The following is a 15,559-nucleotide window of genomic DNA, read 5'->3' as shown; positions in this document are numbered from 1 at the left end:
TGCCGGGAGCGCCCGCGGGCGCTCCCGGCAGGGCCGGACCTCCGGAGCCCATTCGGAGGTCGTCGGGCTCACGGCAAGCCGCGCCGCGCCCTTCCGCCCGGACAAACGCCGGAGCCTTGTCGCCAGGAGTACCCGTTGCTGACCCCGCCGATCATCCACGACCTGATCCATTGGACGTTGGGCCTCGACCACCCCCACACCCACTGGTGGATCGACCTCGTCACGGTCCTGGTCCTCGTCGTGGCGCCTGCCTGGACCGCTTGGCTCGCCGTCCGGTCGGGCCTGCGCTGGGCCGCCGCCCGGCGGCATCGCACCCGCGGGACGGCGGCGCTTCCGCCGCCCGCCGCGTCCCTGGACGCGGCGGGACGGCCAGGCGCCCGCCCGGCCGTGGCGGCGCGGCTGGAATCCTACGTCGTGCGTGCGACCTCGCGGCTGCAGTTCCGTCTCGTGCTCCTCTCCGTCCTGACGCTGCCGGCGGCCTGGCTGCTCCTTGAGATCCCCAAGCACATCATCAACCACGCCCTCGCCGACGATACGGGCGACGGTCACCCGAAGATGGCCTTCCTCGGCGTCCAGCTGGGCCGCGTCGAGCTGCTGTTCGCGCTGTGCGCCAGCTACCTGGCCGTGCTCACGCTCAGCGGCCTCGCCAAGTACGCGGTCAATCGGGTCCGGGGGCGCGTGAACGAGCGCCTCGTGCGCCGCCTCCGCCTCGCCATCGTCCGCCGCGCGCGCGGCGAGCGCTCCCCCGAACGGCGGGCCACGCTGGCCGCCGTCGCGGTCCAGGAGGTCGAGCCCATCGGCTATTTCGGCGGCAGCCTGGTGGTCGTGCCACTCGTCCAAGGCGGCACGCTCGTGACCAGCATCGTGTTCCTCCTCCTGCAGAACGCCGCCCTGGCGCTGGCGGCCCTGATCATGCTGCCGGTCCAGCTGTCTATCCTGCCGCGGTTGCAGGGGCGGTTGAACGCGAAGGTCCGCCAAAGGGTGCATGCCACGCGGGAGCTGGGGGCGCTCCTCACCGCTCCCGCGGACGCGCGACAAGCCGGCCGCGCGGCGTGCGAGCCCTCCGACCTGAGCCGGCAGATGCTTCAGGCTCGGAAGCTTGAGGGGGTGCGCATCGAGATCAACGACCTGAAGGGCCGCCTCAAGGGCCTCTACAACTACACCTCGAACCTCACCCCGTTCTTCTTCTTCTCGATCGGCGGCTACCTCGTCGTGCAGGGTCAGCTCTCGCTCGGCGCGCTCGTCGCAGCCCTGGCCGCCTACAAGGAGATCGCCCCGGCCATGCGCGAGCTGTTCGACTTCGCCCAGGACTGGTCCGACGCGAGCGCGCGCTTCGAGGAGGTCACCAAGGCCCTCGGGCCGGCCGGGCCTGGGGATCGCGCGACGGAGAGGTCGGCGCGCGACCGGACCGTTCGGGCGGCCTGAGCGAAGCCGGCGAGCGCCGGAGCCTCGCGAGCAGGCGTCCGGCCCCGCGCGACGACGCCATCCCGCATGGCCGGGCACCACCCTCACCCTCCGGCACGCACCCGGCGCGGCCGCTCCTACCGCAGCAGCGTCGCGCCGAGCTGTGCCAGCCCGCGCCCCAGGCCCGGCGCGATGCCGAGGCCCAGCGTCCCTGCCGTGCACAAGCCGAGCGCCCATGCGTAGCCGGCGCCGGATGCCGGCCCCTCGGCACGGTCCGGGTCCCTGAAGTACGTCTCCGCGATGATGGCCGCGTAGTAGAACAGCGCCACCGCCATGTTGGCGGCGGCCACCACGGCCAGCCACGCGAAGCCGCCCTCGATGGCGGCCACGAGCAGGAAGACCTTGCCGGCGAAGCCCGCCAACGGCGGGACGCCCGCGAGCGACAGGAGGGCGAGCGCCAGCGCCGCCGCCGGCCCCGGCGCCCGCCGTCCGAGGCCGCGGACCGCGGCGAGGGCGTCGCTCCCGGTCATGCGCTCGACCTGCGCGACCACCGCGAACGCCGAGAGGTTCATCAGGAGATAGGCCGCGAGGTAATAGCCTATGGCCGGCAGGGCCTCGGGGGACTGCCCGGCCGCCGCAACCCCCATCAGCACGTAGCCGGCCTGGGCGATGCTCGAATAGGCCAGCAGGCGCTTCAGGCTCGCCTGGCGGAGGGCCACCAAGTTGCCGAAGGTCATCGTCGCGGCGGCCAGGAGCGCGAGCACGGTCGGCCAGGCGGCGAGGCCGTCCGGCATCGCCGCCAGCAGGAAGCGGAGGAGGCCGGCGAAGGCGGCCACCTTCGGCACGACCGAGACGAAGCCCGAGGCGGGGGCCGTCCCGCCCTGGAACACGTCCGGGGCCCAGACGTGGAAGGGCACCAGCGTCATCTCGAAGCCGTAGCCGACGAGGACCAGGCCGAAGGCCAGCGCCACCCAGGCCCGGTCGGCGCCGGCCAGCCCCGCCCCGATGGCCCGCAGGTTCAGGCTGCCGGTGAGGCCGAACAGGAAGGTGAGGCCGTAGGCCATCACCGCCAGCGCGGCGGCGCCGTAGAGGAAGTACTTGAGCGTCGCCTCCTGGGCCGGTCCGTCGCTCCGCACGAGCAGGACGAGCAGGTAGGAGGGGAAGCTCACCATCTGCAGGAACAGGATGATGAGGCCGAGATCCGTGGCCGCCGTGAGCCCCATGCCGCCCACGGTCGCCATGAGCAGCGCGACCGGGTGGTGCGGTTCCTGCTCGCTCCCGCGGAAGTGGGACCCGAGCGCGAGCAGGCTCACCAGGGCGCCGGCCTCGATGACCAACTGGTAGAAGCCCCGGAACGGATCGACGGCGTAGGTGCCGCAGAAGGCCTCGCGCGGCGGGGCCGTCAGCATCGGCGCGGTCAGGCCCATCGCGACGAGCAGGGCGAGGAGCGCGACGGCGGCTGGCAGGCGGCGCCACCGGCCCCGGACCCAGCCGGCAACCGGGACCAGCGCGAGGGCGCTCCCCGCCAGGACCATCTCGGGCGCGACGGCGCCGAGATCCATGCAGCCGCCCATCGCCTGCCCGCCGGTCATGGAAGGTGCGCCAGGGCTGCGGTCGTGCCGTCGAGCAGCGCGACGAGGACGGCCGGCAGGACGCCGATGCCGACCGCCAGGGCCGCGAGCGCCCCCGCCGCGCCCGCCTCGGCCGCCGTGAGGGGCGGCAGCGCCGGCATGTCGGGCGGCGCCCGACCCATCAGCAGGCCCGTCACCAGCCGGAGGTAGACCGCGGTCGTCACGACGAGCGCGAGGACCGCGAGCGCGGCGACCCAGGCGGAGAGCTGCAGGGCGGCGCCGATGGCCTGGAACTCCGCGATGAAGCCGGACAGGCCCGGGAGTCCGAGCGAGCCGAAGGCGAGCAGGCCGAACAGCCCGCTGAAGGCCGGCATCGCGCCGATCAGGCCGCCGAAGCGGGCGAGTTCCCGCGTGCCGGCGCGGTGCTGGAGCATGCCCACCAGCAGGAACATGCCGCCGGTCAGGAAGCCGTGGCTGACCATCTGCACGGCGGCGCCGTTGAGCGCCAGCCGGCGCACGCCCTCGTTGCCGGCCAGCGCCGCCACCGCGACGCCGAGCGTGACGAAGCCCATGTGGTTGACGGAGGTGTAGGCGACGAGCCGCTTCATGTCGGACTGCGCCAGCGCCGCCAGGGCCCCGTAGAGGAGCGATGCCAGGGCCAGGGCAACCAGGAGCCAGCCGAACCGTGCGACCGTGTCCGGCAGCGTCGGCAGCAGCACGGCGAGCATGCCGTAGCCGCCCATCTTGAGCTGGAGACCGGCCAGCACGACGCTGCCCTCGGTCGGCGCCTCGACATGCGCGTCGGGCAACCAGTTGTGCAGCGGCACCACCGGGAGCTTCACCCCGAACCCGAGGAGGAGGGCCAGGAAGACGAGGCCGCCCGCGAGCGGGGTCCGGTCCAGCGGCCGCGCCTGGACGATGGCCGGCAGCGAGAAGGTGTGGGGCTCCATGGCGAGGTAGAGGGCGAGGAAGCCGAGCAGCATGGCGAGGCTGCCGGCGCGGGTGTAGAGGAAGAACTTGAGCGCCGCGTACCGCCGCCGCTCCCCGCCCCAGATGCCGACGATGAAGTACATCGGCACCAGGCCGACCTCGAAGAACAGGTAGAACAGCAGCAGGTCCTGCGCCGCGAACAGCCCGATCAGCCCGGTCGCGAGCAGGAGGAAGAGGAAGGCGTGGGCGTGCGCCCGGTCGTGCTCGCCCAGCACGTAGACCATCACCACCGTGAGCAGGAGGGCCGTGAGCAGGATCAGCGCCAGGGAGAGGCCGCCGACGCCGACGTCGTAGCGTGCCCCGAGCGACGGGATCCATGGGAGCGACATCCGCCATTGCAGGCCGCCGTCGCCCGGATCGAAGCCGGCCCAGAGGATGAGCGCCGCGCCCAGCGTCAGCACGGAACCGCCGAGGGCGACGCGGCGGACGAGGTCCGGACGGTGACGTGGCAGCGCCAGCACGGCGAGGCCCGTGAGGAGCGGCAGGAGGATGGTCGCGGTGAGCATCGGGTCCAGTCCCCTCAGGGCCACAGCATCAGGGCGCCGGCGGCGAGCGCCGCCGCGGTCCAGGCGAACAGGCCGAGCGTGTAGAGGTAGAGGCGCCCGGCCTGCAGGGCGCGGAGCCGCTCGCCCCCTGCGGCGAGCCCGGCGGCGAGGCGGTCGCCGCCGCGCCCGAAGCCCCCTTCCTCCACCCGCCCCGCCCACCCGGCGGACCGCCAGGCCCACCCGGCGACGGCGCGGGCCCCGGCATCGAGCGCCCCCTCGACGGCCGGGACCGTCCGGGCGAGCCACAGCGTCCGGCGCGCCGGGGCCTCGGTGACGGCTTCCAGCCCGGCGGCGAGCCGTGCGGGGAGCGCGCCGAGCGCGGGCGCGCCACTCCACCCCCGCGCCGCGCCGAGACCGAGCCCGAGCAGTCCGGCGGCGACGCCGAGCCTGCGCCACCCCGCCTCGGTCTCGGGCGCGGCGAAGGGCAGAGCGGCGCCGAACCGTCCGGCCAACAGCCAGCCGAGCCCGGCGGCGGCGAGCGCGAGCAGACCCAGGCCGGCGCGCATCGCCCAGTCGGGTCCTGACGGGCCGACCGCGCCGCGTCGGCCCCCGAGGAAGGTCGCGGCCCCCGCACGGCCGATGTAGATTCCGCCGAGGAGGACGAGCAGGACGACCAGGGCCCCCGTCCCGGGGCCGTGCCGCGACGCCACCGCGAGGATTGCCTCCTCGCTCCGGAACCCGGACAGGGGCGGCACGCCGGCCAACGACAGGGCCGCGACCAGGAAGGCGGCGCCGGCGAACGGCAGCGCGCGAGCCAGCCCCCCGAGGCGGACGAGGATGCGCGTGCCCGCCCGTTCCTGCACGATGCCCGCGGCGAGGAACAGGGTCGATTTGAAGGCGGCGTGCGCCGCGAGGTGGAAGGCGGCCGCGCCCGGGCCGCCCAGTCCGAGGGCCACCATCATCTCGCCGAGCTGCGAGCAGGTGGACCAGGCGAGCACCCGCTTCAGGTCCGCCTCGGCGGTGGCGATGAGGCCGGCGGCGAGCGCCGTCGCGGCCCCGATCCAGAAGAGGGTGTCGAGCGCGCCGGGCGACGCCGCGAAGACCGGGTACAGGCGCAGCACGAGGAACACGCCGGCGGCCACCATCGTGGCGGAGTGCAGCAAGGCCGAGACCGGGGTCGGCCCGACCATCGCGTCGGGGAGCCAGGCGGAAAGCGGTAGCTGGGCGCTCTTGCCGACCGCGCCGGCCAGCATGAGGAGGGCCATCGCGGTGACCGTGCCGGGGCCGATCCGCCCGCCCTCGACGGCTCCGACGAGCGCGTCGACGTCCGTGGTCCCGACGGCGGCGAGCGCCAGGAGCCAGCCGAGCAGGAGGCCGACGTCGCCGATCCGGGTCATCAGGAACGCCTTGGCGGCGGCCGCGGCGGCGCCAGGCTCGGCATGGTCGAAACCGATCAGGAGGAACGAGGCCAGCCCGACCACTTCCCAGGCCGCGAACAGGAGCGCGAGGGAGCTCGACAGCACGAGCGTCAGCATCGCGCCGACGAACAGGCCGAGCTCGGCGAAGAAGCGGGGCCGGTCGTCGCGCCCGGCCATGTAGCCGAGGCCGTAGAGGCCGACGCAGACCGCGACGCCCGCGACCACCGCCGCGACGAACCGCGTGAGCGGCGTCGCCGCGAGCCCGACGGTGAGCCGATAGCCGCCGCTCTCGAACCAGGTCGCCGACAGGGCGGCATCGGACGGCAGCGACGCGAGGCCGGCGAGCGCCAGGGCGACGGCGCCGACGACGAGCTCGCCGCCGCCCCAGGGCAGGCGGCGGCCGAGGCCGAGGGCGGCCGCGGCCGCCACGAGCGGCAGGAGCGGGACGGCGAGTAGGGCGGTCATCGCTTGAGGTCGGCGTAGGCGTCAACCTCGGCCGTCCGGCGCTGCCGGTACAGCAGCAGGACGAGGGCGAGCCCGATGGCCATCTCGACGGCGCCCACCGTGACGACCAGGATGGCGAGGATCTGCGCGGAGTAGTCGCCCGGCGCGGTGAACCGCCAGAACGCGACGACGTTCAGGCCGATGGCGTTGAGGAGCACCTCGACGCCCATCAGGATCATGACCGCCGAGCGCTGGGCGACCACGGTGTAGAGGCCGATGGCGAACAGGAGCGCGCCGACGACGAGGTAGGCGGTCAGCGGTACCGTCATCCGATATGTCCCCCATGCCGGCGGTGGGCGCCGTGGTCGGGCGCGGGCTCCGCCACCCCGTTCAGGGTCGCGCGTGGCGCGAGGCGGTCGTTCCGGATCGGCTCGGGCTCGGCGTCGACCGCGACCTTGGCGGCGCGCGAGGCGTCGTCCGGGTAGGTGGAGGGCCGGGCGAGCAGCACGGCGCCGAAGATGCCGATCAGGATCAGGAAGCCGGCGCCCTCGAAGGCGACCATGTACTTCTCCATGAGGAGATGTCCGACCCGGCGTGCCGAATCCGCGTCCGGCACCGCGTCGGGCATCACCGGCCAGGCCGGCCGCAGGACCAGCATCCCGACGAGCACGGCCCCGACGCCGAGGGCGAGCCAGGCCGCGACGGGGCGCACGGGCGTCACCATCGACATGTCCATGCCACCCATGTCCATGCCGCCGTGGCCGCCCCCAGGCGCGTGGTCGTGCCCATGGGCAGCCTGCCCGTGTGGGTGGGCCGCGCGCTCGCCGTGCCCGCCCTGGGCCTCGTGCGGCATGGCTTTCGCCGCCCCGTCGTGCGCCTCGGCATGGTCGCCGCGCGCCTCGCCGCCGGGCCGGGGCGGGTGGGTGCCGGAGTGGCCCTTGCCGTGTCCCGTGGCCGCGGTTCGGTCGCCGGCCTCGCCATGCCGGTGGCCGTCCGGCCCGGCCTCCGGGGGCCGGCGCGGGACGAGCCCCAAGCTGGACCAGCGCTCCAGCGGGGCCAGGTCCATGCCGGCCATCATCGCCCCGCCCGGGTCGTGCATGACCAGGACCATGAACAGGATCATGACGAGGAAGCCGCCGATATACATCATGACCTGGAGCAGCCCGATCAGGTCGGCGGACAGGAGGATGAACAGGCCGGCGACCCCGATGAAGGAGGCCATCAGGAAGATGCCCGAGCGGAACATGCTCATGGTCGTGGTCATGCCGAGCGCGCCCGCGACCGCGACGAAGGCGCAGGTCGCGAAGGCGGTGAGCTCGAAGGCGGCGGTCATGCCCGCGGTCCCACGCCGAGAAGGATCAGGCCGCCGACGAGGAGCACGTTGACGAGACCCGCCGGGATCAGGACCTTCCAGGACAGCGCCAGCATCCCGGCCGTCGAGAACGGCCGGACGCAGCGCCCGAGCCCCAGCATCAGCGCCATCAGGGCGTAGGTCTTCGCCAGCATCCAGGCCCAGCCCGGCAGCCAGGGGCCCGAGGGGCCGCCGAGATAGAGCACCGCTCCGACCGCCGCGACGACGAAGAGCACCCCGGCGAGCGCGACCCGCCACAGGAGGGCGGACCAGCCCCCGGCCGCGCCGAGCACGCCACCGCCGATGGAATCCGCGAACGGCTCCAGGAACGGGGCGCGGTAGGACTGCATCAGCCCGGTGACGAGGTAGAGGAGGAAGCCCATGGGTTGCAGGACCACGAACCACAGGTCTCGCTGCGCCGCGACGACGGCGACGGTCGACAGGGAGCCTGCCATCATGACCACGCCGACATAGGCCAGGCCGAGCGGCACGACGTAGGCGACGAGTTGGGCCACGATGCGGTAGCAGGCCTCCACGGCCTCGGGCGTGTTCGCGCCCCAGCCGGCGAGCGCCAGGCCGAGTACGACGAAGTCGACGACGACGATGACGTAGAAGAGGCCGACGCCGAGATCCCGGCCGATCAGCCCGGGCCCGAACGGGATGACCACCACGGCGAGCGCGACCCCGCCGAGCGCCACCGCCGGGCCGGCCGGCAGCAGCCAGCGGTCGGCATTGGGCAGGTCCAGGCCGCGCCCGAGGCCGACGGCGCGCGCCGGCCCGGCCTCCAGGCCCCGGCGCGCGACGAGGCGCTCGACCGCAAGGGTCAGGGCGGCGCCTCCGAGGAGCGCGGCCAGCACCGCCGCGGCGCTCGCGATCATTCCCATCGGAGCCCGCCCATGCCCCAGGCGTAGGCGATGCCCGCCGAGAGGAGCGCGATGAAGACCAGCATGTCCAGGAAGGCGGTCACGCCGACGTCGGCGAAGACGACCGCCCAGGGATACATGAAGATCATCTCCATATCGAAGGCGAGGAAGATCAGCGCGTAGACGGCGTAGCCGAAGCGGAACTGCGCCCAGGCCTGGGGGGCACGGGTCGTCCGCCTCGGGACCCGCACGAATGCGGCCGCGGCCAGCAGCGCGAGGCCGGCGCCCATCAGCAGCACCAGCGCCACGAACGCGTAGTCGCTCACGGTCGACCCCGGCAGCGGTGCCATCCTCGCTCCTCCCCTCCCATGGCGGCCCTCGCTCGGCGGGCCCCGGCCGCAGGACCGCACCGCCCATCCGCCCGGAACCGTTGTCGCGACCGACGGGGCGCGCCCCGGCCGGCCTGCCTCAATCTTCCCTGAACGCCCGCCGAACCTGGTCGTTGAGGGGCTTCGTCAGGTAGGAGAGCACCGTCCGCTCGCCTGTCCGGATGAAGACCTCGGCCGGCATGCCCGGCACGAGCTTGATCCCCTTGAGCCGCGCGACCTGGTCCGCGTCCGGCCTGACATGGACCTTGAAGAAGCTCGTGCCCGTCTTCTCGTCCGTGATCTGGTCGGCGGCGACGAGGCTGACCGTGCCCTCGATCTCCGGGGTGGTCCGCTGGTTGAACGCGGTCAGGCGCAGCACGGCGTGTTGTCCGAGCCGGACCTGGTCGATGTCCTTCGGGGCGACCTTCGCCTCGATCACGAGCGTGTCCGCCCTCGGGACGATCAGCATGATGGACTCGCCCGGGCTGACGACCCCGCCGATGGTGTGGACGGCCAGTTGGTGGACCATGCCGTCCTGCGGGGCCCGGATGTCGATGCGCTTGAGCTGGTCCTCGGCCGCGACCCGCTTCTCGACGAGCTCGGCGATCTTGGCCTGAACCTCGCTCAACTCCTTTGCCACCTCGCTGCGCAGGTCCTGGTCGACCTGGATCACCTGGAGCTCGGTCTCGGAGATCTTGCCCTTCGCCTGCGCGACGGAGGCGACGAGCTGCCCGTGCTCGCCCTCCAGGCGGGCGGCGTCGCGCTCCAGGGCGGTCACGCGCTGGATGGGGACCAGGTTCTTGCGCCAGAGGTCGCGCACGCCTTCGAGCTCGCGGTTGATCAACTCGGTCTCGCGCCGCTTGCCGGCGATCTGGCCCGTCAGGCCCTGGATCTCCTCCCGGAGCTGGCCGGTCCTCTCCTTCAGCTGCGCCTTCTGGCCCGCGCGGGCGTCCCGGCGCAGCTCGAACAGCCGGGTCTCGCCTGCGATGACCTTCCCCGCTTCCGGGTCGCTCTGGGCGCGGCCCCTGAGGACGGCCGCGAACGAGATCCGGGGGGCGCCGTCGCGTTCCGCCTCCAGGCGGCCCTGGCGCGCGGTCAGCTCGGCCAGGCTCTTGTCGACGACGGCGAGGTTGGCGCGGGTCACGGTCTCGTCCAGCCGCATGACGACCTGGCCGGCGCGCACGAGGTCGCCGTCCCGGACCCGCACCTCGCCCACCACGCCCCCGGTGGGGTGCTGCACCTTCTTGACGAAGGAATCGACGACGAGCGTCCCCGGTGCCACGACGGCGCCGGCGAGCTCGGTGGTGGCCGCCCACCCCCCGAGGCCGACGGTGAGCAGGGCCGCGGCCGCCAGGCTCAGGACGAGGTGGCGCCGAACGGAGCGGCGGATGTCCCAGGGGAGCTGCGCGCTCACGCCCGCGCTCCTTCCGATAGGGTCCCTGCCGTGGCGGCGACCACGCGCAGCGGCACCGCTCTCTCGGGTGGCGGGCGCTCCTTGCCGTCGCCCCTCGGCAGCCGGGCGCTCGCGGCCGCGGTCGGGCGCTTCAGGGCGGACAGGACCTCATCCTTGGGCCCGAAGGCGCGGACCCGGCCCTCCGCCATGAACAGCACCCGGTTGACCGCCGCGAGGGCGCTCGGACGGTGGGCGACGATGACCACGGTCCCGCCGCGGGCACGCACGTCCCGGATCGCGCGGTTCAGGGCGTCCTCACCCTCCGCGTCGAGGTTGGAGTTCGGCTCGTCGAGGACGACGAGGAACGGCTCGCCGTAGAGGGCGCGCGCCAGCGCGATGCGCTGGCGCTGGCCTCCCGACAGGGCGGCCCCACCTTCGCCGATGGGCGTATCGTAGCCCTTCGGCAAGGCGCACACGAGGTCGTGGACGCCGGCGGCGCGTGCGGCGGCGACGATGGCCGCGGAGGCCGCGTCCGGGTCGAAGCGCGCGATGTTCTGCGCCACCGTGCCGGCGAAGAGCTCGACGTCCTGCGGCAGGTAGCCGATGTGCCGGCCGAGCACATCCGGCGGCCACCGGTCGAGGGTGGCGCCGTCGAGCCGGACGCAGCCGCGGACCGGCCCCCAGATCCCGACCAGGGCACGGATGAGCGAGGACTTGCCGGAGCCGCTGGCACCGATGACGCCGAGCCCCTCGCCGGCCCGCAGCGCGAAGGTGGCGTCGTCGACGAGGGCATGTTCGAGCCCGGGGGCGGTGACCGTCAGGGCCTCGACCCGGACGCTCTCGCAGGGGGCCGGCAGGGCGACGCTCAACCGCTCGTTCGGGAACGCGGCGAGGAAGGTCTTGAGGCGTCCCCAGCCCTGCCGGGCCGCCACGAGCGACTTCCAGTGTGCCACCGCCAGCTCGACCGGCGCCAGGGCCCGGGCGACCAGGATCGAGCTCGCGATCATGATGCCGCCCGTCGCCTCGCCCTCGATCACGAGGTAGGCGCCGACGCCGAGCACCAGGGATTGCAGGGTGAGCCGCAGCACCTTGGCCATGGCGCCGAACCCGCCGGCGACGTCCGACACGCGCCGCTGGGCCACGAGGTGGCGCTCGCTCGCCTCGGCCCAGAGGTCGCCCGTGCGCGGGGTCATGCCCATGGCGCGCAGCACCTCGGCGTTGCGCCGGCCGGCCTCCGCCAGGGCGTAGCGCTGGCCGGCCGCTGCGGCCGCCGCCCGCGACGGGCGGCGGGTCAGGAGATCCGTGACGAGCGTGATGGAGACGAGAAGCAGCGCGCCCCCCAGCACCGCCGCGCCGATCCAGGGGTGGAAGGCGAAGCAGAGCAGCAGGTAGAGCGGGATCCAGGGCAGGTCGAACAGGGCGGCCGGCCCCGGGCTCGACAGGAAGGTGCGGACCTGGTCGAGATCGCGCAGCGGCTGCAGTCCGTCGCCGTGACGCGCGGCGACGAGCGGGGCCTGCACCACGGCGTCGTAGGTCCGGCGCCCGAACGCCCGGTCCACGGACGCGCCGATCCGGACGAGGAGGCGGTTGCGCAGCACGTCGAACAGGCCCTGGAAGCCGTAGAGGACGAGAACGATGGCGGCGAGCCCGAGCAGCGTGGGCACGCTGCGGCTCGGCAGCACCCGGTCGTACACCTCCAGCATGAACAGGGAGCCGGTGAGATAGAGGAGATTCACCAGGGCGCTCAGCAAACCGACGCCGAGGAGCGCGCCCCCGATGCCGGGACGCACCTCGGCCGTCGTGGAAGACGGTTCGTCATCCTTGGCCGCCGCGGCGTTGTTCGCGAGCGCGGTTGGCTGCATGTCGTTCTGCCTCATGCGACGGGGCTCGCGCGCGAGGGCGCGGCGGCCTTCAGGTGCCGGCCGGGCGGCACGAGGCGCCCGGCCGCTCGGCCCCGCGCATGAGCGCGGGGCCGCACCCGGTCAGGCGAGCATGTAGTCGTGCTCCGGGCTGGCGGAGGCCGTCGCGGTCTCCTGGAAGATCAGCCTGGAGCCGTCGCCGGTGATCGCCGGGTCGTTGATGAAGGCGCCCCGCGTCGCGTCGTCGGCGTTCCACATGAAGTCGTCCTGGGCCATCTGGCTCCTCGTCAGGCCCTGGAGGAGGATCGAGCCGTCTCCCTGATCCGTCTGCCAGCTCACCAGGACGCCGCCCGAGACGTCGGCGACCGTCACCTCGTCCGGCGTGATGTCGCGGAAGGCGATGTGGTCGAATGCGCCGGGGCCCGCATCGAAGCCGCCCGAAACGATGTCGTTGCCGGTGTCCGGCCCCACGATGAAGGCGTCCGCCCCGTCGCCGCCGTTCAGCACGTCGTCGCCCCGGCCGCCGTCCAGCATGTCGTGGCCGGCCCCGGCGTAGAGCACGTCGTTGCCATCCTCGCCCATCAGGTTGTCGGCCTGGTCCCCGCCGTAGAGCTGATCGGCGCCGCGGCCGCCCATGAGGTGGTCCTGCCCCGCGCCGCCGTCGAGGACGTCGCGCCCGGCATCCCCGGATAGGTCATCGTCCCCCGCCGCGCCGGAAAGACGGTCGGCGCCATCCTGGCCATAGTAGAAGTCGCGGTCGCCCGTACCCGCGAAGGCATCTCGGCCCGCCGTGCCGACCTTCACGTTGAACTCGTCGAAGCGGAATGCGTCCTCGGCGGTCGTCTCGCTGCCCATGCCGGGGGCGGACAGGTTGCCGCCCTCGTCCTTGATGAACTTGTCGGCGGTGACGGTCTCCGCGTCGGCGCCGGTCGGGCGGATGACCTGGCGGTCGTCCGTGAACATGAAGTCGTCCTGGGCGAGTCGCGACTTGTCGAAGCCTTCCAGCAGGACCGAGCCCCGGCCTTCGGCGACGTCCCAGCTGATCCGCACGCCCGCGTCGGTGTCCTCGAAACGCAGGTCCTCGGCGTTAAGGCCGCGCACCGCCAAGTGGTCGAGGATGCCCGGGCCGCCCTGGAAGTCCCGGATCACGTCGTCGCCGCTGTCGGGGCTGATGACGAAGGCGTCGCCGCCGGGCCCGCCCACCAGGATGTCGTCGCCGGCCCCGCCCTCAAGGTCGCCGTGGCCGACCCCTTCGTCGAGGTAGTCGCGCCCGTCCTCTCCCCGAAGGCCGTCGGCCGCGTCGCCGCCGACGAGCACGTCGGCCCCCCTGCCGCCGTCGAGGTGGTCCATGCCGCCGTTGCCGACCAGGACGTCGCGACCGTTGCCCCCGAGCAGGTCGTCGTTCTCGCCGCGGCCCGCCAGGTAGTCGGCGCCGCCGCGCCCGAAGGCGGTGTCCAGCCGTTCCGTCCCCGGCTGGATGTCCGAGCCCGATCCACCGATGAACAAGCGGTGCTCGCCGAAGCTCAGTTGGGTGTCCGGCGCACCGTCGAGGGAGCTCCGATGCTGCGGTTTGTGCGTCATCTGGCGGGTCCTTGTGCCGATGGAGGGAAGCCGACGTGCCGGGCCGGAGGCGGGCACCTCGGTCTGTACCCCCATGGGGTACACATCACCCAAACCGCGCTTGCGGGCTCGTGGTTTCCGGTCTGCAAGCAATTCGGGACGCATTGCCGCAGTGTCCGCGCCGTCGGCCGGGGTAAGTGTCGTTACCGGTAGCGGCGGCGCCCGGTCGTGCCTGCGCGCTCCGGGGGGGTCGTACCCTGCCCGGGTAGGGGCCGGTCGGCAGTCCGGCACCAGGGCAGGGCCCGACCGCCGTCCGGCCGCGCCGGTTGCCGCGAAGCCGGCCGTCGCCCGTCGGCAGGGCCGGCCTCGCTAACGGATCTGGCCGACGGGACGCGCGATGGCGAGCACGCCTTTCAGGCCGCTCCCGAAACGGGCGATGCTCTCGCGGTGACCGCGCAGCTCGCTGTAGGGCAGGTAGCGGAGATCCAGCTCGGCCACCCGCGAGAAGGCTGGCCGGGCGAACTGTGCCCGGACGTCGTCCTCCCGATTGTCGGGAGCGACGAGGAAGAAGTTCCGGGCAGTCCCGCCCTCGGCCCCGAGGGCCAGATCCAGCATGCGGACGATGCCGGAGTAGATGCTCGTCGTATGCTCGACCTCGAAGGCTGCGGCCAGGTCCTGGCTGGCCTTGTCGATCCAGATCACGTCGATGAGGCGGACGGTCTCGGCCGAGGCGGTCGCGGCCAGCCGCCCGGGCAGGCGTTGCAGGCATCCGTCGGAGAGCCGGCCCGCACCGTAGGGCCGGTTGACGTCGTTCGAGGCGATCCAGACGTCGAAGCCGAGCGCGAGGCCGAGGTCGCGCAGCCAACCCTGAACCTCGGTGTGGGTGTGGTCGGCTTCGCGGGCGGCCTGCTCCGCCTTCGACGCGGCGCCGGTCGCCTCCACCCGCACGCGTTCGAGGTTCTCGCGCCAGCGCTCCAGCGCGGCGGAGGTGTCGCGCTCCGGCAGCGGATACCGACCCGATCCCACGTCGAAGAGAAAGCCGGCGACGGCGCCGAAGTCGTTCGACAGCAGCGAGCGATGGGTCTTGTTGAGGTCGAGGATGCCGCGCCGCATGGCGAGATACTCGTCCCACTTGCCGAGCTTCACGTGGGCGCCCGTCAGGGCGTTGTAGCCCTTCACGATGGCCGTGTTGAACGGCGGAACCCAGGTTGGGTGCAGGAAATAGAGCAGGTTGGCCGCGGCCGGCCCCAAGCCCTTGATGCGGGCCTGGTCAAGCGCCTGTATCGCGGACACCACGTGCGCCTCGGCGTTGCAGCAGAGGCAGGTTTCGAGGAAGCGCCCGAACGCGACCTGGTTGGCGCGATCCTCGTAGATGTCAGGGATGCGCAGCTTCGGCTTCCAGAGGAAGGCGTGGTCGGCACCTTTGAAGACCTGGCGCTGCTCGGCGATGGAATGGACCACCGTCTCCAGCGAGGAGCCCCGGTAGGCGTTGCCGAAGGTGTCGGCCTTGACCTCGTCGACGACCGCCTGGATGCCGCGTCGGATCGACCGGAAGTTCTTGATGCGCTCGTCCCAGAGGAACCAAGTGCGGTAGGAAGCACCGGCATCCTCGCGCCAGTGCCGGATGAGCTTGCCGACCCAGGCGTCGTCCACGTTCGTCATCGCCCCAAGGCTCGGCCGCGCTGCAGGGGACTTATGCCCCGGCCGGGTATCCGGCACCACAAGATCCGGCTTGGTCCGGCGCGGTCTCGTGCGATCCTGGGAGGGTGTCGCAACCGCGCAACGTCCGCGCGCCGGCGGATCCGCGCACCGGCCATCACGGCAGGCGGCTGAAGGGCCTGCCAAGCCGCGAT

12 protein-coding genes are annotated in these 15,559 nt (G+C 73.2%); 1 reads left to right on the top strand and 11 read right to left on the bottom strand.

The features are described from left to right. Positions 1-135: 135 nt before the first annotated feature. The gene (locus tag MPPM_RS13830) at positions 136-1,425 is read left to right on the top strand and encodes an ABC transporter ATP-binding protein (RefSeq protein WP_096485531.1); all 1,290 of its coding nucleotides are present in this window, start codon (positions 136-138) and stop codon (positions 1,423-1,425) included. 116 nt (positions 1,426-1,541) lie between these two features. On the opposite strand, the gene MPPM_RS29205 is transcribed toward MPPM_RS13830, so the two are convergent. The 11 genes from MPPM_RS29205 to MPPM_RS13775 all read right to left on the bottom strand — a co-directional run bounded on the left by MPPM_RS29205 (position 1,542) and on the right by MPPM_RS13775 (position 15,368). Continuing rightward, positions 1,542-2,996: an NADH-quinone oxidoreductase subunit N gene (locus MPPM_RS29205; RefSeq protein WP_096485530.1), complete on the bottom strand. Its 1,455-nt coding sequence runs from the start codon at positions 2,994-2,996 to the stop codon at positions 1,542-1,544. Continuing rightward, complete coding sequence (locus MPPM_RS13820; RefSeq protein ID WP_096485529.1) at positions 2,993-4,471, bottom strand: complex I subunit 4 family protein; 1,479 nt, start codon at positions 4,469-4,471, stop codon at positions 2,993-2,995. The genes MPPM_RS29205 and MPPM_RS13820 overlap by 4 nt, the downstream gene beginning before the upstream one ends. Before the next feature lie 14 nt (positions 4,472-4,485). Beyond that, positions 4,486-6,333: an NADH-quinone oxidoreductase subunit 5 family protein gene (locus MPPM_RS13815; protein WP_096485528.1), complete on the bottom strand. Its 1,848-nt coding sequence runs from the start codon at positions 6,331-6,333 to the stop codon at positions 4,486-4,488. Beyond that, positions 6,330-6,641 (bottom strand): NADH-quinone oxidoreductase subunit NuoK, encoded by a 312-nt coding sequence (gene nuoK / locus MPPM_RS13810; RefSeq protein WP_009865163.1) that lies wholly within the window; start codon positions 6,639-6,641, stop codon positions 6,330-6,332. Before nuoK ends, MPPM_RS13815 begins: the two co-directional genes overlap by 4 nt. Beyond that, on the bottom strand, positions 6,638-7,645 hold the full coding sequence (locus tag MPPM_RS13805) for an NADH-quinone oxidoreductase subunit J family protein (RefSeq protein WP_096485527.1): 1,008 nt from the start codon (positions 7,643-7,645) through the stop codon (positions 6,638-6,640). The genes nuoK and MPPM_RS13805 overlap by 4 nt, the downstream gene beginning before the upstream one ends. Then, positions 7,642-8,541, bottom strand: coding sequence for a complex I subunit 1 family protein (locus tag MPPM_RS13800; protein ID WP_244573308.1), 900 nt, complete (start codon positions 8,539-8,541; stop codon positions 7,642-7,644). Before MPPM_RS13800 ends, MPPM_RS13805 begins: the two co-directional genes overlap by 4 nt. Further along, the gene (locus MPPM_RS13795) at positions 8,538-8,876 is read right to left on the bottom strand and encodes an NADH-quinone oxidoreductase subunit A (protein ID WP_063110959.1); all 339 of its coding nucleotides are present in this window, start codon (positions 8,874-8,876) and stop codon (positions 8,538-8,540) included. The genes MPPM_RS13800 and MPPM_RS13795 overlap by 4 nt, the downstream gene beginning before the upstream one ends. A gap of 118 nt (positions 8,877-8,994) precedes the next feature. After that, entirely contained in the window at positions 8,995-10,308 is a 1,314-nt protein-coding gene (locus tag MPPM_RS13790; protein ID WP_063110960.1) for an HlyD family type I secretion periplasmic adaptor subunit, read from the bottom strand. After that, positions 10,305-12,149, bottom strand: a complete 1,845-nt coding sequence (locus MPPM_RS13785; RefSeq protein ID WP_063111022.1) for a type I secretion system permease/ATPase — start codon at positions 12,147-12,149, stop codon at positions 10,305-10,307. Before MPPM_RS13785 ends, MPPM_RS13790 begins: the two co-directional genes overlap by 4 nt. Before the next feature lie 120 nt (positions 12,150-12,269). Continuing rightward, entirely contained in the window at positions 12,270-13,727 is a 1,458-nt protein-coding gene (locus MPPM_RS13780) for a calcium-binding protein (RefSeq protein WP_063110961.1), read from the bottom strand. A 348-nt stretch (positions 13,728-14,075) separates the two neighbouring features. Continuing rightward, on the bottom strand, positions 14,076-15,368 hold the full coding sequence (locus tag MPPM_RS13775; protein WP_063110962.1) for a type II restriction enzyme NmeDI-related protein: 1,293 nt from the start codon (positions 15,366-15,368) through the stop codon (positions 14,076-14,078). Between the last annotated feature and the right edge of the window lie 191 nt (positions 15,369-15,559).

Source organism: Methylorubrum populi (assembly GCF_002355515.1).
In the GTDB taxonomy this organism is placed as follows: Bacteria; Pseudomonadota; Alphaproteobacteria; order Rhizobiales; family Beijerinckiaceae; genus Methylobacterium; species Methylobacterium populi_A.
This window is presented reverse-complemented; position numbering and strand designations above follow the sequence as displayed.

Bases quoted from the DNA above. Each gene is read 5' to 3' on its own strand.
- MPPM_RS13780 (WP_063110961.1), bottom strand. From the start codon at position 13,727: ATGACGCACAAACCGCAGCATCGGAGCTCCCTCGACGGTGCGCCGGAC.
- MPPM_RS13805 (WP_096485527.1), bottom strand. From the start codon at position 7,645: ATGACCGCCGCCTTCGAGCTCACCGCCTTCGCGACCTGCGCCTTCGTC.
- MPPM_RS29205 (WP_096485530.1), bottom strand. From the start codon at position 2,996: ATGACCGGCGGGCAGGCGATGGGCGGCTGCATGGATCTCGGCGCCGTC.
- MPPM_RS13795 (WP_063110959.1), bottom strand. From the start codon at position 8,876: ATGGCACCGCTGCCGGGGTCGACCGTGAGCGACTACGCGTTCGTGGCG.
- MPPM_RS13785 (WP_063111022.1), bottom strand. From the start codon at position 12,149: ATGCAGCCAACCGCGCTCGCGAACAACGCCGCGGCGGCCAAGGATGAC.
- MPPM_RS13775 (WP_063110962.1), bottom strand. From the start codon at position 15,368: ATGACGAACGTGGACGACGCCTGGGTCGGCAAGCTCATCCGGCACTGG.
- MPPM_RS13815 (WP_096485528.1), bottom strand. From the start codon at position 6,333: ATGACCGCCCTACTCGCCGTCCCGCTCCTGCCGCTCGTGGCGGCCGCG.
- MPPM_RS13820 (WP_096485529.1), bottom strand. From the start codon at position 4,471: ATGCTCACCGCGACCATCCTCCTGCCGCTCCTCACGGGCCTCGCCGTG.
- MPPM_RS13800 (WP_244573308.1), bottom strand. From the start codon at position 8,541: ATGATCGCGAGCGCCGCGGCGGTGCTGGCCGCGCTCCTCGGAGGCGCC.
- nuoK (WP_009865163.1), bottom strand. From the start codon at position 6,641: ATGACGGTACCGCTGACCGCCTACCTCGTCGTCGGCGCGCTCCTGTTC.